General features: G+C 46.8%; 15 protein-coding genes, 1 tRNA gene, 2 rRNA genes and 1 riboswitch. Of the genes, 6 read left to right on the forward strand and 12 right to left on the reverse strand.

What is annotated here, in order from left to right; genetic code table 11:
• The 7 genes from C4S60_RS22610 to dusA form a co-directional block, all read right to left on the reverse strand.
• A 16S ribosomal RNA gene (locus tag C4S60_RS22610) occupies nucleotides 1–112 on the reverse strand; the annotation flags it as partial.
• Between the two features lie 566 nt (nucleotides 113–678).
• Nucleotides 679–1,452: a phosphoadenylyl-sulfate reductase gene (locus C4S60_RS22615; protein WP_103882701.1), complete on the reverse strand. Its 774-nt coding sequence runs from the start codon at nucleotides 1,450–1,452 to the stop codon at nucleotides 679–681.
• Complete coding sequence (gene cysI, locus C4S60_RS22620) at nucleotides 1,445–3,178, reverse strand: assimilatory sulfite reductase (NADPH) hemoprotein subunit (protein WP_103882703.1); 1,734 nt, start codon at nucleotides 3,176–3,178, stop codon at nucleotides 1,445–1,447. The genes C4S60_RS22615 and cysI overlap by 8 nt, the downstream gene beginning before the upstream one ends.
• Complete coding sequence (locus C4S60_RS22625) at nucleotides 3,178–5,034, reverse strand: assimilatory sulfite reductase (NADPH) flavoprotein subunit (RefSeq protein WP_208623297.1); 1,857 nt, start codon at nucleotides 5,032–5,034, stop codon at nucleotides 3,178–3,180. The genes cysI and C4S60_RS22625 overlap by 1 nt, the downstream gene beginning before the upstream one ends.
• A gap of 86 nt (nucleotides 5,035–5,120) precedes the next feature.
• Entirely contained in the window at nucleotides 5,121–5,351 is a 231-nt protein-coding gene (locus tag C4S60_RS22630) for a thymidylate kinase (RefSeq protein ID WP_103882728.1), read from the reverse strand.
• Nucleotides 5,352–5,451: 100 nt separating this feature from the next.
• Entirely contained in the window at nucleotides 5,452–5,661 is a 210-nt protein-coding gene (locus tag C4S60_RS22635; RefSeq protein ID WP_103882707.1) for an envelope stress response protein PspG, read from the reverse strand.
• 179 nt (nucleotides 5,662–5,840) lie between these two features.
• Nucleotides 5,841–6,821, reverse strand: coding sequence for a tRNA dihydrouridine(20/20a) synthase DusA (dusA, locus tag C4S60_RS22640; RefSeq protein ID WP_103882709.1), 981 nt, complete (start codon nucleotides 6,819–6,821; stop codon nucleotides 5,841–5,843).
• Between the two features lie 166 nt (nucleotides 6,822–6,987).
• On the opposite strand from dusA, the gene zur reads away from it, so the two are divergent.
• The gene (zur, locus tag C4S60_RS22645) at nucleotides 6,988–7,440 is read left to right on the forward strand and encodes a zinc uptake transcriptional repressor Zur (RefSeq protein WP_410000971.1); all 453 of its coding nucleotides are present in this window, start codon (nucleotides 6,988–6,990) and stop codon (nucleotides 7,438–7,440) included.
• Nucleotides 7,441–7,448: 8 nt separating this feature from the next.
• On the forward strand, nucleotides 7,449–7,910 hold the full coding sequence (locus C4S60_RS22650; protein WP_103882712.1) for a chemotaxis protein CheX: 462 nt from the start codon (nucleotides 7,449–7,451) through the stop codon (nucleotides 7,908–7,910).
• A gap of 57 nt (nucleotides 7,911–7,967) precedes the next feature.
• On the opposite strand, the gene lptG is transcribed toward C4S60_RS22650, so the two are convergent.
• Complete coding sequence (gene lptG, locus C4S60_RS22655) at nucleotides 7,968–9,038, reverse strand: LPS export ABC transporter permease LptG (protein WP_103882714.1); 1,071 nt, start codon at nucleotides 9,036–9,038, stop codon at nucleotides 7,968–7,970.
• A 3-nt stretch (nucleotides 9,039–9,041) separates the two neighbouring features.
• On the reverse strand, nucleotides 9,042–10,157 hold the full coding sequence (gene lptF / locus C4S60_RS22660; RefSeq protein ID WP_103882716.1) for an LPS export ABC transporter permease LptF: 1,116 nt from the start codon (nucleotides 10,155–10,157) through the stop codon (nucleotides 9,042–9,044).
• A 191-nt stretch (nucleotides 10,158–10,348) separates the two neighbouring features.
• On the opposite strand from lptF, the gene pepA reads away from it, so the two are divergent.
• The 3 genes from pepA (at nucleotide 10,349) to C4S60_RS22675 (ending at nucleotide 15,329) form a co-directional block, all read left to right on the forward strand.
• The gene (gene pepA, locus C4S60_RS22665; RefSeq protein WP_103882718.1) at nucleotides 10,349–11,857 is read left to right on the forward strand and encodes a leucyl aminopeptidase; all 1,509 of its coding nucleotides are present in this window, start codon (nucleotides 10,349–10,351) and stop codon (nucleotides 11,855–11,857) included.
• Nucleotides 11,858–11,916: 59 nt separating this feature from the next.
• Complete coding sequence (locus C4S60_RS22670; RefSeq protein WP_103882720.1) at nucleotides 11,917–12,372, forward strand: DNA polymerase III subunit chi; 456 nt, start codon at nucleotides 11,917–11,919, stop codon at nucleotides 12,370–12,372.
• Between the two features lie 98 nt (nucleotides 12,373–12,470).
• Complete coding sequence (locus C4S60_RS22675) at nucleotides 12,471–15,329, forward strand: valine--tRNA ligase (RefSeq protein WP_103882722.1); 2,859 nt, start codon at nucleotides 12,471–12,473, stop codon at nucleotides 15,327–15,329.
• Between the two features lie 69 nt (nucleotides 15,330–15,398).
• Here the strand turns inward: C4S60_RS22675 and C4S60_RS22680 are convergent, their stop codons facing one another.
• Nucleotides 15,399–16,517: a pyridoxal-phosphate-dependent aminotransferase family protein gene (locus C4S60_RS22680; protein WP_103882724.1), complete on the reverse strand. Its 1,119-nt coding sequence runs from the start codon at nucleotides 16,515–16,517 to the stop codon at nucleotides 15,399–15,401.
• A 201-nt stretch (nucleotides 16,518–16,718) separates the two neighbouring features.
• Nucleotides 16,719–16,895: riboswitch (Lysine riboswitch) on the forward strand.
• A 99-nt stretch (nucleotides 16,896–16,994) separates the two neighbouring features.
• Between C4S60_RS22680 and lysC the strand changes: the two genes are divergently transcribed.
• Nucleotides 16,995–18,344 (forward strand): lysine-sensitive aspartokinase 3, encoded by a 1,350-nt coding sequence (gene lysC, locus C4S60_RS22685; RefSeq protein ID WP_103882726.1) that lies wholly within the window; start codon nucleotides 16,995–16,997, stop codon nucleotides 18,342–18,344.
• 415 nt (nucleotides 18,345–18,759) lie between these two features.
• Here the strand turns inward: lysC and C4S60_RS22690 are convergent.
• Nucleotides 18,760–18,836, reverse strand: a tRNA-Asp gene (locus C4S60_RS22690).
• 40 nt (nucleotides 18,837–18,876) lie between these two features.
• Nucleotides 18,877–18,992 (reverse strand): 5S ribosomal RNA (gene rrf, locus C4S60_RS22695).
• Between the last annotated feature and the right edge of the window lie 56 nt (nucleotides 18,993–19,048).

Consider the following 19,048-nt stretch of genomic DNA (forward strand, 5'->3'; position numbering starts at 1 on the left):
CTCGACGCCGTTAACGTCACCCGAAGGGTCAGTTAACTCGTTTCCGCTCGACTTGCATGTGTTAGGCCTGCCGCCAGCGTTCAATCTGAGCCATGATCAAACTCTTCAATTTAAGATTTTGTCGGCTCAATGAATACTGAACATTACATAAAGTAATGTTTGAATTGACTGTGCTGAGTCTTTCGACTCAATGGTCACTTCGTTTCATTGAAACCTAATTTGATACCGAAGTATCTAATTTGATTATCATCAACGAGTGCCCACACAGATTGATAGGTTTATATTGTTAAAGAGCATTCTCTTCACAACGTTGCGTTTCGCTTTCCGTTTGAAGAGGCGGCCATTCTAGCGGGATAATCTTCAGTGTCAAACACTTTTTTAATTTATTTTTTGAAGTTTTCAAAAACAAATTTCAGATTATCCTTTTGGCTAGTTGCCTGACTGACTCTGCGCTCAAACCCTTGTGGGCTCTGCCGTGTCAGTGAGGACGCATTATAGAGATCCGGATCACGTTGGCAAGCGTTTTTTTAGAAAAAATGGAAAAATAATGGTTAAGCGATTCTTTTTCAGCCAAAGCCTTATTTATCCCACTTTATCCTAACTTTGATGACAAGTTATCCACAGAGTTATTAAAAAAGGAGGGTTTCCCCTCCTTTTCTATCCCATTAAAACATCTGGTTAGATACCTGAACCATCTTGCTCTACATCATCCTCATGAAGACCACATTCACGCTTTAGTCCATTAAAGCGAGTTTCTTCTTCTTTCATTCCAGGTCTCCACTTTTCAGTAGAGTGTGTGTCACCAATAGACAGATACCCTTGATCACGCAGTGGGTGATAACTCAGATCGTGCTTCATCAAATACTCATGCACCTGCTTATTAGTCCAATCGATAATAGGAAGAAATTTAAATCTACCACTTTGGATCGCTAATACCGGCAGGCTGGCACGGCTCTCAGCCTGTTCTCTTCTCAAACCAGAGAACCAGGTCTGAACATTCAGCTCTTGAAGTGCTCGTTTCATGGGTTCAACTTTATTGATTTGATTGTATCGTTTGATACCTTCTAACCCTTGCTCCCACAACTTCCCATATTTGGACTCCTGCCAAGCCGGACTCAATTCCGCTCTATATATATGCAGGTTCAAGTTAAGCTTCTGCTGCAAGTCATCAATGAAGCGATAGGTTTCCGGAAACAGGTAGCCCGTATCGGTCAGAACAACGGGAATCTCGGATTCAACCTCACTGACAAGATGAAGCATAACCGCAGCCTGAACACCGAAGCTTGAGCTCAGTATGTGTTGACCTGGCAGGTTCTCAATCGCCCACTTAACTCTTTCTTGCGCTGATAGTGCTTCGAGCTGAGCATTTAGCTCTGCCAATTTCAGGATTTGCTCCGTCTTAGTTAACGACAACAAATCCTGTAAGGATGTGTTTTCTTCGAGTTTAAGCATAGAAGTCCCTTTTCGACACTTTGATTTCCTCGATGATCCCAGCACGAATCACGAAGTCTCCAAACGCTTCGCCACTTTCACGCTGTGCAGCCCATTGGCCAACCAATGAGTCGATTTCTTCCAGGATTTGAGCGTCCGTAATGTTTTCTTTATACATTTTCGGTACACGGGTTCCCGCTTTATTGCCTCCCAAGTGAAGGTTATAACGTCCAGGAGCCTTACCTACTAAGCCAATTTCAGCCAACATCGCTCGACCACACCCGTTCGGGCAACCGGTAACACGAAGGATGATGCTCTCTTGTTGAGGAATTTGATGTTTGTCCAGAATGGCTTCTACATCCGTCACAAATGATGGCAAGAATCGCTCTGCTTCTGCCATTGCCAGCGGGCAAGTCGGGAAAGCAACACAAGCCATAGAGTTTTTACGCTGCTCTGAGACTGAATCATCCATCAAGCCATGTTCGCGAGCGATTTTTTCAATCTTGGTTTTGTTGGTTTTAGACACTTTGGCAACGATCAAGTTTTGGTTGGCCGTCATTCTGAAATCGCCTTTATGTATTTTGGCAATTTCGGCAACACCTGTTTTCAGTGGCTTGCCTGGATAATCCAGTAGTCGTCCATTCTCAATAAACAGGGTCAGGTGATGTTTACCATCAATACCTTCAACCCAACCAATACGATCACCACGGTCGGTAAACTCATACGGTCGGCTATCGCCAAACTGAACACCCGCGCGTTTTTCAACTTCCGCTTTGAATACATCAATACCCACTCTGTCTAATGTGTATTTCGTTTTCGCATTCTTACGGTTTGAACGGTTACCCCAATCTCTTTGTGTCGTCACGACTGCCGCCGCAACATCCAACGTATTTTCAAGCGCAACAAAACCAAAATCATCGGCACGTCTTGGATACGTCGAGGTGTCACCATGCGTCATGGCCAGGCCACCACCCACCAACACGTTGAAGCCCACCAGCTTGCCGTTTTCAGCAATAGCTACAAAGTTAAGATCGTTAGCATGAACATCTACGTCATTCTGCGGAGGGATTACAACGGTCGTTTTGAACTTACGTGGTAGATAGTGCTTGCCCAGAATTGGCTCGTCTTCTTCCGTTGTTTCCACTTTCTCACCGTCTAACCAGATCTCGGCATAGGCTCGGGTCTGCGGCAATAAATGTTCACTGATTTTCTTGGCCCACTCATACGCTTCTTGATGAAGTTCTGATTCGACCGGGTTAGTGGTACACAGTACGTTACGGTTAACGTCACCCGCTGTCGCTATCGAATCAATACCGATCGAGTTCAGCGTCTGGTGCATCAGCTTAATATTCGGCTTCAGTACACCATGAAACTGGAAGGTTTGACGTGTTGTCAGACGAATACTTCCATATAGAGAGTGGTCGGTTGCGAACTCATCGATCGCTAACCACTGAGCTGGAGTAATTATGCCGCCGGGCATACGTGCCCGTAGCATCACATTATGCAGGGGCTCCAGCTTCTGCTTCGCTCGCTCGTTTCTTATGTCACGATCGTCTTGTTGATACATACCGTGGAAGCGAATAAGCTGAAAATTGTCTGCAGTAAACCCACCTGTAATTCGATCCTGCAGATCCGCTTCAATCGTGCCGCGGAGCAGGTTACTTTGGGCTTTCAGGCGCTCGTTATCAGATAGCGGCCCTAACTCTTCACCAAGAACTTCTTGAATAGTGGCTGTTTGCTTGCTCATTAGTACACATCCTTCTGATAACGTTTTGCTTTTCTTAGTTCGTTGACAAATTCCTCTGCCTGCTCGGCGCTTTGACCACCATGGACTTTGACGATTTCAATCAATGCGCTATGGACATCTTTGGCCATATGATTAGCATCACCACAGACATAGATATGCGCGCCTTCTTCAAGCCACTGCCACACCTGTTGACCTTGTTCTAGCAAGCGGTGTTGTACATACACTTTTTCGTGTTGATCACGGCTGAATGCTACATCCAGACGATTAAGCACGCCCGACTTGAGGTATTTTTGCCACTCAACTTGATATAGGAAATCCTGAGTAAAGGTGCGATCACCAAAGAACAGCCAGTTTTTGCCTTTGTCTCCCTGATTATCACGCTCTTGGATAAAGCTTCGGAATGGGGCAATACCCGTACCAGGACCAACCATAATAACTGGCGTATCACCATTCTCCGGCAGTTTGAAGTTGTTGTTGTGCTCTACGAACACTTTGACTTCACCGCCCTCTTCAAGTCCATGTGACAAGAAGTGAGAAGCTCCACCAAAGCGACTCTCTTCGCCAACCTGATATTCCACCAGGCCAACCGTCAAGTGCACTTCTTCATCCACTTCTTCCTGACTAGAAGCAATGGAGTAGAGTCTAGGTGTCAATCGGCGCAATAAAGAGAGAAGTTGTTCCGCATCCAGTTTTGCTTTCTTTTCTTTAAAGACATCCAACACCTGAGTATTCGATGCATACTCGCGCAGTTTGTCTTTATCACTCGCTAATTTCAGCAGTTTCTTGCTATCAGAGAGCTCTGCGAATTGTGACACTAACTGAGGGTTTGAAGCGGTCACTTCATAGTGGCGAATCAGCGCAGATCGGATCGACAGGCTTTCACCATCCACCTCGACGCTTTCGATGCCCGACAAGCCTACTTGAGCCAGAATTGCGTCAACAAGTGTGCTGTTATTTTCAAACCAGACACCCAGTGCGTCACCAGGTTTATAGCTAATACCTGAACCCTCTAGGTCAATCTCTACATGTCGAACGTCTTTGCCCGAGTCTCGCCCGGTAATTTTCTGGCTGGTTAATAAGGTGGCAGTATACGGATTTTTTTTGGTGTAGCTTACCGGGGCTGCAGCATTGGCAACAGGCAATGTCACAACATCGGCTGCCTGTGAGGAAAGCTCATCTTTGACAACTTCCAATGCCTTAGCACGCCACTCGCCCGCCGCCGCATCGTAATCTACATCACAATCGACACGGTCGATAAATGGCGTCGCACCCAACTTAGTTAAGAAAGTGTCGAAGTCTTTGCCTGTCTGGCAGAAAAACTCATAGCTTGAGTCACCGAGACCAATCACACCATATTTGAGGTTAGGAAGCTTAGGCGCTTTTTTCGACTGCAAGAACTCATGCAGTTCAATCGCGTTATCCGGTGCTTCCCCTTCTCCATTGGTCGAGGCAACGATGATAACGTGAGTTTCTTTCGCCAGGTTCTTACCCTTGTAGTCACTCGCATCAAAAAGCTCCACGTCCATACCCAGAGCTGCGGCTTCTTCTTTCAGCTCTTCTGCAACACCTTTAGCGTTACCTGTTTGAGACGCAAAAATAATCGTCAATTTACCTGCAGGAGCAGCAGCGGTTGCGCTACTCACCGCGCTGGCGACTGGCGTCAGCTGCGCAGGTGCCTGCGCCTGACTCAGTCCCCAAAAATATCCGCTTACCCAAGCAAGTTGGTTTGAAGACAGTTGGCTCGAAGCTTGTTGTAACTGAGACAGCTGCTGATCATTAAGAGGAGCAGCCAGGTTTGGTAATTCTTGTGGTTGTGTATTTCTGTTTGATGACATGGTCACGACATCCCTAATCATTGCGTGACGATAGATTAACCAACCACCTTAATAACAAGAAAGAATAGATATGAATGTTTTATAACTTTTTGGAAGAAGGGAGAGCGCTACTTGGCAGCAATGCGTACCTCGGTAAAGCCCACTGCCAACGCGGATTTCGATGCTTTATCCAAATCATTGTACTGACACTCAGCTCCATGAATGTCTGTTAGCATCAAAAAGCCGCCCTGCTTATGACGAAATTCGACTATCCACCCCTCTTCGGTTGAAGAAGGTTCGATGATGGCCTCTGCCAGCAGGTCTTGGTGAAATAAGTGCTTCAACTCTGTAATTGTCATGGTTCCCTCCAGAGATAACAGCATAGCCGCATCCTCAGCGACTCTATTACTAACTATAGCAATTGCGCTTGTTCCTGTAGGGTTATTTGTTGCCGAAGTGTTAACTCGCGGGGGCGATCAGTCTTTTGTACAGCCAAATAGCAATCAAAAAGGCCACAATATAAGGCAATAGGTTTAGCACAATGCCGACCATACCAAGCATGAACATCACTGCAAATGAGACCAAAATCGCCAGCGTCACAGTAACAAAGGTGACACCAGTCATAACTAAAGTAGCAAGAAAGACTAATACAAATATGAGCTCAAACATAACATCTCCTGACCGAACGTCTTGTTCTGGATTAACAGCCTACGTGAATACTAACGTAGTATTGCAGGAAACATTCCAAGTTTGCCTATATAGCTAGTTCATTGATTTTAATGTATAAAAAACTCCAACTTGCTATCAGCATAGTTGGAGTTGGTATTCTTCGCCAAGAGGTTGGTCAATTATACATCTAGCTCTGAAGGAATTTTCGCTAACGCAGTTTCCAGCACTTCAATGCCCGCCCCTTTCTTATGAGCGTTCTCACTGATATAGCGGCGCCACTGTCTTGCCCCCGGCATCGCCTGGAACAAACCAATCATATGACGGGATATGTGCCCCAGATAAGAACCATTCGCCAACTGTCGCTCTATGTATGGGTACATCTCTTCAACAATTTGCTTACGCTTTTTCACTGGCGTGTCCAAACCGAAGATAAGCTGATCTACCTGGGCAAGAATGTATGGGTTCTGATAAGCCTCACGACCGATCATCACACCATCAAGGTGTTGTAGATGCTGTAGAGATTCCTCTAGCGTTTTTACACCACCGTTAACCGCCACATTCAGATGTGGAAAGTCTTTTTTGATTTGGTAAGCGCGAGGGTAATCCAAAGGTGGGATCTCACGGTTTTCTTTCGGACTAAGTCCACTCAGCCAGGCTTTACGTGCGTGAATGGTAAACTGATCCACACCGCCTTTCTCAGAGACCGTCGATACAAACTTAGTCAAAAATTCATACGAGTCTTGATCGTCGATACCAATACGCGTCTTTACGGTCACTGGAATATCAACCACTTCACGCATCGCTGCTACACATTCAGCCACCAAGTCTGGCTCTGCCATTAAACAAGCGCCGAAACGACCGTTCTGTACGCGATCCGATGGACAACCTACATTAAGGTTAACTTCATCATAGCCACGCTCCTGCGCTAACTTAGCACAGGTTGCCAAATCGGTCGGATTAGAACCGCCCAACTGTAGCGCAACCGGATGTTCCTCTTCATTGAATGCTAAGAAGTCACCTTTACCATGGATAATGGCACCCGTAGTCACCATCTCGGTATACAGCAATGTCTGTGACGACAGCAAACGGTGGAAGTAGCGACAATGTCTATCGGTCCAATCGAGCATCGGTGCCACGGAAAGGCGTGAAGCATGATACATAGTAGTCTCTCGCATCAATAAAAAAGTAAACTAGCTGAAACTGTCAGCAATAAAGAGGCGGGATTATACAGAGCTAGAGGGTTGGCGGCAAATTACACGATGAGACTAACGATCTACTCTGCGAATTAGTATAAAATGAGAGTACTTCGTTTAGATAGGTGACCATGTGAATCAGCAGTTAATCCAACAATTAGAAGATATTTGTTCCTCCCGGGGCATCCGTCTCACTCCTCAGCGCCGGCGAGTGTTTGAGCTCATTTGTGAGAATAAGAAAGCCTCAAGTGCCTATGAACTGTTGGAACAACTGAAGGTCAGTGAACCGCAGGCTAAGCCTCCTACCGTATATCGCGCATTAGACTTCCTGTTGGAACAAGGGTTTATTCACCGTGTCGAATCCACCAACAGCTTCGTGTCCTGCTGTTCATTTGGTGAGCAAAAGCACTTCTCTCATTTATTGATTTGTGACAAATGCGGTAATGTCGTTGAACTACAAGATGATATTCTGATAGCCTTGTTGAATAACAACGTTGATAAATACGGCTTCCAGTTTTCTAACCACGTTATCGAATCTCATGGCATCTGTCAGACGTGTTCGTCATTGGAAGAACAAGATAAATAGAAGAAGTTATGCGCGCTGAATTTGTAAATCCGTTTTTGGCCTCATTAATGAATGTGCTGAAAACAATGGCGACGATGGAGATCACTCCATTAAAGCCAAGAATTAAGAAAGATGAAATTGCACGTGGTGACGTATCTGGTCTTATCGGCATGGTAGGGGCCCAAACCCGCGGTTCTATGTCCATCACTTTTGAAGAAAGTCTGGCGCTGGAAATTATGCAAAATATGCTGGGTGAGAAACCTCATGGTCTCAATGAAGAAGTCACCGATATGGTGGGTGAGATCACGAATATGGTCACTGGCGGAGCGAAACGTATTCTGGCCGAGAATGGCTTTGACTTTGATATGGCGACTCCGGTTGTGGTTTCCGGTAAAGGGCACACCATTCGACATAAGTGCGATGGCGCTATCATCATCATGCCGTTCACCTCTGAATGGGGTAATGCCTTTATCGAGATCTGTTTCGAATAGAACCTTGTATAGTCACTCAAAATTAAAAAAGGCTCCCTTGGGAGCCTTTTTGTTTTGTCAGAGCTTTCTTCTCAGCAACAACATCGCGATGGTCAAAAAGACCAGACTGGGACCCAATGCACCAAATAACGGAGAAATTCCATAAACCAGACTCACGGGCCCAAAAAACTCACTTGAAATGTAAAAGGTAAAGCCTGCAACAACGCCAGACAAGATTCGCGCTCCCATGGTCACGCTTCGTAACGGACCAAAAACAAATGACAGCGCCATTAACATCATAACGGCGACAGATACCGGCTGAGTTGCCTTGCGCCAGAATGCCAACTCATAACGTGATGCATCTTGCTCTGAGTCTTTCAGATACTGGGTATAATCCCACAGTCCGCTCAACGGCAGTTCGTTAAGATCGACGGTCACAATCGCCAACTTATTCGGCACCAAAGTTGTTTGCCAGATATCGGATTCCAGTGTTTGCTTCGACAGTACCTGCTCGTTTGACATGTCAGTGATCTGGATATCGTGCATTTCCCATCGATTGTCACCCAGATAGTCCGCTCTTTCCGCAAATAGCGTACTCGCCAGCTGTTTATTTGGGTCAAAGCGCCAGAGGTTTAACCCTTCAATACTGTCACCATTAACCTTTGAGATAAAAATGAAGTCATTAGCGTCTCGCGCCCAGACCCCATTTCGAACAGACACAATGCTGCCCCCTGACGTGGCCTGAAGGCGAAGATCGCGAGCCATTTGTTGTGTCGTCGGTGCCCCCCACTCTCCCAGTGCCATGACAACAATCATCAGTGGGACTGCCGTTTTCAACACCGAAAAGCCGATACGAACTTTTGAGATCCCTGCAGCTTGCATGACCACCAACTCAGAGCTGCTTGCCAGCATACCTAACCCGACCAAAGAACCAAGCAAAGCAGCCATAGAGAAAAACAATTCAATATCACGCGGCATACCCAAGAGCACGAAATACAATGCCGACAACATGGTGTAGCTGCCTTCACCAACGGCGCGCAACTGTTCGACAAATTTAATCACCGCAGATAGACCAACAAAGACTGATAGCACCAGCAGGATTGTAGTGATGATGGTTTTACCGACGTAAACATCTAATATTCTGAACACGATCTACGCTACCTCTTGCCTTTTAAACTGCTTACGGCGCCACTTTTCTCTAAACTTCCTCACCGGTACCGTATCCCAGGTATTCACAGAAATTGCGGCGACTAGCAACGCAAAATTCACCGGCCACAGGCCAATATAGGTAGGGATTGCACCATCTTCTAATGAAGATTTCATCGCACTGATCGCCATAAAGTAAGCGAAGTAAACCAAGATTGCAGGCCCCATTTTGGCAAACTTACTCTGACGCGGGTTCACCGCAGACAACGGCACCACCAGCATAGTAAGCAAAGGAATACAGACCACCAGAGAAATCCGCCAATGCAGTTCTGCTTGTGCTTTCGGAGCTGGATTTGACAATAAATCCAATGTCGGTATCGCCATCCAGGAGCGACCACGCTGCTTCACCTCTCGTTGGCCAATCACACCCTCATAGTCCGAAAACTCGGTAATCATGTATTCAAGGCGTGTGGGTACCCCTTCATAACGGACACCATCGTAAAGCGCTATGACTTGTCGGCCATCACTCAGCTCTTTCACGTCTCCCGACTTCGCCGAAATAACACTCGGTAAGATAGAGTCTCGCGGGCTGAGTTGGGCCACAAATACATTCTCCAGCTTACGATTACGGATATCATCAATGAAGACGACTGAAGATCCATCTGGCGTACGCTGAAAGCTACCCTTCTGCAGCAACTCCACAGAGTTTTCCGATGCCAGTTTCTCGCGTATCTGTACTTCCTGCTCTTGAGTCCATGGTGCCAGCCAGAACGCGTTGAAGCCCGCTAGAGTCGTCGTAATGAGGGCCAGATACATGGCCGCACGAATCAGAAACTTGTTGCCAATACCGGTCGCATTCATGACGGTAATTTCACTTTCGGCATACAAGCGACCAAAAGTCACTAATATGCCGATATAAATACTAAGCGGGAACATCAGCAGCCCCATAGTGGGCATACTTATTCCAGCCAGAGTCATAATCAGTCCAGCCGGAATATCTCCGTCGGACGCATCAGCAAGCACTTGGATAAATTGACGGCTGAAAAACACTAAAAAGAGCACGAAAAAGATGGCTAATTGGCTCTTAACTGTTTCTCTGATCAAATATCTAACAATAATCACAGTGAAAACACCTATACAAAACTTGTTTTTTTGATTGAATCGCTATAGTTTTCGGATAAACCTTTTATTTTTTACTTTTTTGATCGATTCTTATCTTTAGATTATAGGCCGAAATGGCTTCTAGGATTCAAGCATTAAGAATCGATTATCTAACATTTAGTTCTATTTGTCTTTAGGATGTAGGAGTACGCATGGAGTTTAGTGTTAAAAGTGGCAGCCCAGAGAAGCAGCGTAGTGCATGCATCGTCGTAGGCGTATTTGAACCACGTCGTCTCTCTCCGGTTGCAGAGCAGCTTGATAAAATCAGCGATGGCTATATTAGCTCTTTGCTACGCAGAGGTGACTTAGAGGGTAAGCCAGGTCAAATGCTACTGCTGCATCAAGTACCTGGAGTCCTGTCTGAGCGCGTTCTGCTCGTGGGCTGCGGTAAAGAGCGCGAGCTAGGCGAGCGTCAATACAAAGAAATCATTCAAAAAACCATCAGCACGCTTAACGAAACGGGTTCAATGGAAGCGGTATGTTTCCTGACTGAACTACACGTAAAAGGCCGCGATACATACTGGAAAGTTCGTCAAGCGGTAGAGGCAACAAAAGACGGCCTTTACACCTTTGACCAGTTTAAGAGCAACAAACCAGAGACACGTCGTCCACTGCGCAAGCTGGTGTTCAACGTGCCGACTCGCCGTGAGCTGAGTCTGGGTGAAAAAGCAATTTCTCACGGTCTGGCTGTCGCTTCAGGTGTGAAAGCATCAAAAGACCTTGGCAACATGCCACCAAACATCGCCAATCCAGCTTACCTGGCATCTCAGGCTCGTCGTCTGGCTGATGACTACGAGACCGTCACCACGAAGATCATCGGTGAGCAGGAAATGGAAAAACTTGGAATGACGTCTTACCTGGCTGTAGGTCGTGGTTCTAAGAATGAATCCATGATGTCTATCATGGAGTACAAGGGCAACCCGGACTCTGACGCTAAGCCGATCGTATTGGTTGGTAAAGGCCTTACTTTCGATTCAGGCGGCATCTCGCTAAAACCGGGTGAAGGCATGGACGAGATGAAGTACGACATGTGTGGTGCGGCATCAGTATTCGGTACCATGAAAGCGCTCGCTAAGTTAAACCTACCTATTAATGTGGTGGGTATTCTTGCGGGCTGTGAAAACATGCCGGGTAGCAACGCATACCGTCCAGGCGACATCCTAACAACGATGTCAGGTCAAACGGTTGAAGTTCTGAACACCGATGCAGAAGGTCGTTTGGTGCTGTGTGACGCGTTAACTTATGTTGAACGTTACGAGCCAGAGTGTGTTGTTGACGTAGCGACTCTAACTGGTGCTTGTGTTATTGCATTAGGTCATCATATCAGTGGCGTTATTTCTAACCACAACCCACTGTCCCATGAGTTGGTTAATGCTTCAGAGCAGTCGGGTGACCGAGCTTGGCGTCTACCAATGGCCGATGAGTACCAAGAGCAATTGGCAAGTCCATTTGCAGATATGGCCAACATTGGCGGCCGTCCTGGCGGTACTATCACAGCAGGCTGCTTCCTGTCTCGTTTCACCAAGAAATACAACTGGGCTCACCTGGATATTGCAGGTACAGCTTGGAAATCAGGAAAAGCGAAAGGCTCTACCGGTCGACCTGTCTCGCTGCTTGTCCAATTCTTGTTGAACCGCAGTGGCCAGGAAACTGAAGAATAAACAGAAGGGCCGCAAGGCCCTTTTTTAATGCTTGTCGATACATCGGTTAGGTGACGAAAATGAATACCGCAACCTTCTACATTATCAAAGAAGACTCTGAACAAGCCTCTTTGCAGGGATGGTTTGCTTATGTGCATTTTCTATGTCGTCACTTTACGACTCAGGGCGCAAAACTGTTTGTAAACTGTACAGACCGCTCCGAAGCAGAACAACTGGCCGAACACTTCTGGCAAATTGAACCTGAGCAGTTCGTTGCACATAACCTGGTGGGTGAAGGGCCAAAAAACGGCACGCCTGTCGAGATAGGCTTTGAAGGTCTGAAACCCAGTTGGAATCGACAACTCGTAATAAATTTGGCTAATAGTCACTCAACCTTTGCGCACTCCTTTGGACAAGTGGTAGACTTCGTCCCTTGCGAAGAAAAAGCGAAGCAAGTTGCGCGAGAAAGGTATAAAATTTACCGTCAAGCGGGCTATCAGCTACAAACCATTGAGATTCAACATTCAGAATCCTAATCAAGGTCAATCCTTATAAGTAAGCGTGAAAAACTCTCGTTTATTTATAAGGTTTGGCAAATTTCTTTCACAGATTAAAGTAAGTATCCAAGAAAGCTATGGAAAAGACATATAACCCACAATCTATCGAACAAGCTCTGTACAAGACTTGGGAAGAGAAAGGCTACTTTAAGCCACACGGTGACACGACTAAAGAATCATACAGCATCATGATCCCGCCACCGAACGTCACTGGTAGCTTACACATGGGTCACGCATTCCAGGATACTATCATGGATACGCTAATCCGTGCTGAACGTATGAAGGGCAAAAACACCCTTTGGCAGGTAGGTACTGACCACGCTGGTATCGCAACCCAAATGGTTGTTGAGCGTAAAATCGCGGCAGAAGAAGGCAAAACTAAGCACGATTATGGTCGTGAAGCTTTCATCGACAAAATCTGGGAATGGAAAGGCGAATCTGGTGGCACTATTACTAAACAGCTTCGTCGCCTGGGTGCTTCTGTAGACTGGGATCGTGAACGCTTTACTATGGATGACGGTCTGTCTAACGCCGTTCAAGAAGTATTTGTTCGCCTATACGAAGACGATTTGATCTACCGTGGTAAGCGCCTGGTTAACTGGGATCCTAAACTGCACACAGCCATCTCAGATCTAGAAGTCGAAAACAAAGATAAAAAAGGCCACATGTGGCACTTCCGCTACCCACTAGCGGATGGCGTTAAGACTGCTGAAGGTAAAGACTACATCGTTGTTGCGACAACTCGTCCAGAAACCATGCTTGGTGATACTGGCGTTGCCGTGAACCCAGAAGATCCACGCTACAAAGATCTTATCGGCAAAGAAATCCTGCTTCCTATCGTTGATCGCCGCATCCCTATCGTAGGTGACGAGCATGCCGATATGGAAAAAGGTACCGGTTGTGTGAAGATCACACCTGCACACGACTTCAATGACTACGAAGTGGGTAAGCGTCATCAGCTACCGATGATCAATATCCTAACCTTCGATGCCAACATTCGCGATGCGGCTGAAGTGTTTAACACCAACGGCGAAGCAAGCGATGCATATTCGACAGAGCTTCCAGCGAATTATCACGGCATGGAGCGCTTTGCTGCTCGTAAAGCTATTGTGGCAGAATTCGAAGAGCTGGGTCTGCTTGATGAGATCAAAGATCACGACCTAACCGTCCCTTACGGTGACCGTGGTGGTGTGGTTATTGAGCCAATGCTAACTGACCAATGGTACGTTCGTACTGCCCCTCTTGCTGAAACAGCAACCAAAGCAGTTGAAGACGGCGAAATCCAGTTCGTACCTAAGCAATACGAAAACATGTACTTCTCTTGGATGCGCGATATTCAAGACTGGTGTATCTCTCGTCAGCTATGGTGGGGTCACCGTATCCCTGCATGGTACGACAACGACGGCAACGTGTACGTAGGCCGCACTGAAGAAGAAGTTCGTGAGAAAAATGGTCTAGCACCGGTTGTTGTACTGCGCCAAGACGATGACGTACTGGATACGTGGTTCTCTTCAGCACTTTGGACTTTTGGTACTCAAGGTTGGCCAGAAAACACTGACGATCTGAAAACGTTCCACCCATCAGACGTACTGGTAACAGGTTTCGACATTATCTTCTTCTGGGTTGCGCGCATGATCATGATGACCATGCACTTCTGTAAAGATGAAAACGGCAAGCCACAAGTACCATTCAAGACGGTTTACGTTACAGGTCTAATTCGTGACGAAAACGGCGACAAAATGTCTAAGTCGAAAGGTAACGTACTTGACCCAATCGATATGATTGATGGTATCGACCTAGAATCTCTTGTTGAGAAGCGCACTGGCAACATGATGCAGCCTCAACTAGCGAAGAAGATCGAGAAAAACACTCGTAAGACATTCGAAGATGGCATTGAGCCTTACGGCACTGACGCACTTCGCTTCACTCTTGCAGCAATGGCGTCTACCGGTCGTGATATCAACTGGGATATGAAGCGTCTTGAAGGTTACCGTAACTTCTGTAACAAGCTGTGGAACGCAAGCCGTTACGTACTGATGAACACTGAAGACCAAGATTGTGGCTTCGGCGAAGGTGACATCGAGTACTCACTAGCAGACAAGTGGATCGAATCTCAGTTTGAACTGGCAGCAAAAGAGTTTAACGCACACCTGGACAACTACCGTCTAGACATGGCAGCAAACACTATCTACGAGTTTATCTGGAACCAATTCTGTGACTGGTACCTAGAGCTAACTAAGCCGGTTCTTTGGAAAGGCAATGAAACTCAGCAACGTGGTACACGTCGCACGCTGATCACTGTACTAGAAAAGACACTTCGTCTTGCTCACCCAGTACTGCCATACATCACTGAAACTATCTGGCAAAGCGTGAAGCCGCTGGTAGACGGTGTAGAAGGTGACACGATCATGCTACAAGCTCTGCCTCAGTTCGAAGAAGCCAACTTCAACCAAGAAGCACTGGATGACATCGAGTGGGTGAAAGCATTCATCACTAGCATCCGTAACCTTCGTGCGGAATACGACATCGCACCAAGCAAAGGTCTGGATGTGATGCTGAAAGTCGCGGACGAGAAAGACGCAGCACGCCTAGAAGCAAACAAAGCGGTACTTGCTTCTCTTGCTAAACTAGAAAGCATCAAGGTACTGGCTGAAGGCGAAGAGACGCCAGCATGTGCAACCGCACTGGTTGGTAAGTCTGAGCTGATGATCCCAATGGCAGGTCTGATCGACAAAGACGCTGAGCTGGATCGTCTAGCGAAAGAGATCGCCAAGACTCAAGGCGAGATCAAGCGTATCGAAGGCAAACTAGGCAATGAAGGCTTCGTAGCAAAAGCACCTGAAGCGGTCGTTGCTAAAGAGCGTGAGAAGCTAGAAGGCTACAAAGAGACGCTAGTTAAACTTGAAGAGCAAAAGCAAACTATTGCTGCGCTGTAATTAGCAAGTCTAAAAACAAAAACCGAGAGTGGTAACACTCTCGGTTTTTTTATACTTGGATAACGCTCTTTACTTCAATACGGTCTCAAGAGCCTTCAAGCACAGCGCAACATTCTCTCGTCTTGCACCGTAACCCATCAAACCGATTCGCCATGCTTTGCCAGCTAACGCCCCAAGCCCCGCTCCGATCTCTAGGTTGTACTCCTCTAACAGTTGTGTTCTCACCGCTGCATCATCAACACCCTCTGGAAGATAAACGGCGTTTAACTGTGGCAAACGACTTTGCTCTTCGACGACAAAACTCAAACCCAGCTTCTCCAGCCCTTCGCGCAATAACAGATGCATATCTTTATGACGCTGCCACGCATTTTCAAGCCCTTCATTTTTCAGAAGTACTAATGACTCATGCAATGCGTAAAGGCTATTTACAGGCGCAGTATGGTGGTAACTGCGTTTGCCGTCGCCACTCCAGTAGCCAAGAACCAAGCTTTGATCCAAGAACCAACTCTGCACCGTAGTTTTGCGCGACTTGATGACCTCAATAGCGGCAGGAGAATATGTCACTGGCGAGAGGCCCGGTACGCAAGATAAACACTTCTGACTGCCTGAGTAAACAGCATCCAATTGCCACTCATCCACCAACAGTGGAACACCACCTAGGGACGTCACAGCATCAACTATCGTTAGCATATCGTGCTGCTTGGCAAGTGCCCCGAGAGTTTTTGCATCACTGACAGCACCGGTAGATGTTTCGGCATGTACAAAGGCAAGAATCTTAGCATCTGGATGTTGAGCAATGGCTTGTTCGACTTTAGACACTGAAACTGGCGTTCCCCAATCGTCTTCGACTACTATCGCCTCGCCTCCGCAGCGAACCACATTTTCTCGCATACGCTCACCAAACACACCGTTGCGACAAACGATCACTTTGTCTCCTGGCTCAACCAGATTAACAAAGCAGGTTTCCATACCCGCACTGCCGGGCGCCGAGACAGCAATAGTAAAATCATTCTGAGTCTGGAACGCGTATTTAAGCAATTCCTTCAGCTCATCCATCATACCGATAAACAGCGGGTCCAAGTGACCGATGGTTGGACGACTCAACGCTTGTAACACTTGTGGGTAGATGTCTGATGGACCGGGGCCCATCAGCGTACGGTGAGGGGGCACAAAGCTAGAAATAGTCATGGGTATTCCTTTAAAGGTTTATTGTAGTAATAGGTAAAATATCCTAAGGAAATTCAGTCTGTTCCACAACCCAGTAAAAATCAACAAATTTGCAACATCCAACCACTCAATTTTTTTATGACTAAATGTTCAATCCTCATTGACTTTTTGTGCGCAAAAACGTTGAATAAACACACTATCTGTAGCGAATCACTTTATCGTTACAGCGGAAGAGGAGCACTGCCCAGGCAGGTAATCATGTGAAGCCGCAACTTCAATACATGTTACTGATGGGGAGCAGTGCCGAGATGAACTCAATTTGCAGGATTAAGTTTGTCGGTTAAACGGGCTGAATCCCCTTAACTGTCACCAAATGATTGGTGAAGAGCTTCTGAGGTCAATTCTTTATCCAGATTCCTCTGCTCTATATTTCTCTTCAAACATCGGATGTTGGGTTACCAACCTTATTATTACTACTGGAAGTCCTGGAGAATTACTGTGAGCGCATTCAATGTAGCTAAATTTGGCGGAACAAGCGTCGCCAACTTCGAAGCCATGAGCCGTTGTGCTGAGATCATCGAAAACAACCCACAAACAAAACTGGTGGTAAGCAGCGCCTGTTCTGGCGTTACTAATATTCTGGTTGAACTTGCCAATGGCGTTAAAGAAGAATCACGCAGAGCAGAGCTGATAAAAAAACTAAGAGCCATCCATACCGACGTCATGTCTCAACTACACGATACGTCTTCTATCGAGACTCGCGTTGAGGCATTAATTGAGAAAGTAGCGACATTATCAGAGGCGGCGTGTATAGCAGCAACTCCAAAACTTACCGACCACCTTGTTGCCTGCGGGGAAAGAATGTCGACACATATCCTCACTCGCCTCATGCAAGAACGAGGGGTGGATGCGGTACGCTTTGATATCCGAGAAGTATTAAAAACCGACAGTGACTACGGCAAAGCAGAACCAAATATTGAGGCCACTAAGAAACTTGCGGATGAAAAACTGGTCCCTCTGTGCCAAAAACATGTCGTAATTACTCAAGGCTTTATCGGTTCTGATGATGAGGGTGAAACCACTACATTGGGCCGTGGTGGCAGTGATTACAGTGCGGCACTCATTGCAGAGGCAGTTGAAGCATCAGGGCTGGAAATCTGGACCGATGTTCCCGGGATTTACACTACGGATCCCCGTATTGCACCAAATGCTCGTCCGATTCCAGAAATCAGCTTTAGCGAAGCCTCAGAAATGGCCAATTTTGGTGCGAAGATCCTGCACCCATCAACACTACTTCCAGCACTACGCCATCAGATCCCAGTATTTGTCGGCTCTTCAAAAGCCCCTCAAGAAGGTGGCACCTGGGTACGACAAACTGTTGAAAGCGCACCGCTATTCCGTGCATTAGCACTTCGCAACAATCAAACTATGGTGACACTGCGCAATCCAAGAATGTTCCAGGCGTATGGTTTTCTCGCGGATGTGTTTACCGTTCTGGCCAAACACAAAATCTCCGTCGACTTGGTCACCACTTCGGAAGTGAGCGTCTCTTTAACTCTGGATCAAACTGATACCGGTGGCGGTGCGCCTCAACTTCCGGCTGCAGCACTGCAAGAACTAGAGCAACTGTGCAACGTTGAAGTCAAACAAGGTCTGAGTCTGATTGCGTTAATTGGCAACAAGATGAGTGAAACAAAAGGCTCTGCCGCAGAAGTGTTCGACACTCTGGATGACTTCAACATCCGAATGATTTGTTATGGGGCGAGTCCGCATAACCTTTGTTTCCTGCTTGACGAAGGTGACGCCAAAGAGGCGGTAAAAGTTCTTCACGAAGAATTATTTGAATGAAAATGTGAAGGTCCTGGGTTCTAGGACCCTCAGGATCGAAGCAAAGATGTTTCGTGTAGACATCAATGAATAAGCCTAGTCTGAGCGCTATCGCCATGGACTGGGCTTTTTTGTCAGAGTCGGTTTGCTAGTCGATAGGTCACGAGATGATAGCACGCCAAAGAGACTCAACACTCTAAGTAAAACTCAAATCCCAACCAACGAAAAAGCCTAGTCAAGTGGTGTAATGGTGAGGCGCCGAGTCCGGGCTTGCGTACCATCGGACTAGCGTGGCTCATTTTCTTGTTAAGAGAACCTATCCTACGGATGTAAAAAAGCCCTAGTCTATCGACTAGGGCTTAGTATAAGTGGCGGAATGGCCGGGCTTGCGTACAAGCGGGACTCATTCGACCGAAGGTCGAAACCTTCAAATAAGTGGCGGAGTGGACGGGACTCGAACCCGCGACCCCCGGCGTGACAGGCCGGTATTCTAACCAACTGAACTACCACTCCGCAGTGGCATACTCGCTATCGCAAGTGTCCAAAATTTAAAGCCTGGCGATGTCCTACTCTCACATGGGGAAGCCCCACACTACCATCGGCGCTATTGCGTTTCACTTCTGAGTTCGGCATGGAATCAGGTGGGTCCACAACGCTATGGTCGCCAAGCAAATTCTGTTTTGCCTTCAGATTTTATGAAAATCTGAAAACAATAAATCTGGAAA

This window comes from Vibrio hangzhouensis (assembly GCF_900107935.1).
GTDB lineage: Bacteria > Pseudomonadota > Gammaproteobacteria > Enterobacterales > Vibrionaceae > Vibrio > Vibrio hangzhouensis.

Bases quoted from the DNA above. Each gene is read 5' to 3' on its own strand.
- C4S60_RS22635 (WP_103882707.1), bottom strand. From the start codon at position 5,661: ATGTTTGAGCTCATATTTGTATTAGTCTTTCTTGCTACTTTAGTTATG.
- C4S60_RS22625 (WP_208623297.1), bottom strand. From the start codon at position 5,034: ATGATTAGGGATGTCGTGACCATGTCATCAAACAGAAATACACAACCA.
- C4S60_RS22630 (WP_103882728.1), bottom strand. From the start codon at position 5,351: ATGACAATTACAGAGTTGAAGCACTTATTTCACCAAGACCTGCTGGCA.
- pepA (WP_103882718.1), top strand. From the start codon at position 10,349: ATGGAGTTTAGTGTTAAAAGTGGCAGCCCAGAGAAGCAGCGTAGTGCA.
- cysI (WP_103882703.1), bottom strand. From the start codon at position 3,178: ATGAGCAAGCAAACAGCCACTATTCAAGAAGTTCTTGGTGAAGAGTTA.
- C4S60_RS22650 (WP_103882712.1), top strand. From the start codon at position 7,449: ATGCGCGCTGAATTTGTAAATCCGTTTTTGGCCTCATTAATGAATGTG.
- C4S60_RS22615 (WP_103882701.1), bottom strand. From the start codon at position 1,452: ATGCTTAAACTCGAAGAAAACACATCCTTACAGGATTTGTTGTCGTTA.
- C4S60_RS22680 (WP_103882724.1), bottom strand. From the start codon at position 16,517: ATGACTATTTCTAGCTTTGTGCCCCCTCACCGTACGCTGATGGGCCCC.
- C4S60_RS22670 (WP_103882720.1), top strand. From the start codon at position 11,917: ATGAATACCGCAACCTTCTACATTATCAAAGAAGACTCTGAACAAGCC.
- C4S60_RS22675 (WP_103882722.1), top strand. From the start codon at position 12,471: ATGGAAAAGACATATAACCCACAATCTATCGAACAAGCTCTGTACAAG.
- dusA (WP_103882709.1), bottom strand. From the start codon at position 6,821: ATGTATCATGCTTCACGCCTTTCCGTGGCACCGATGCTCGATTGGACC.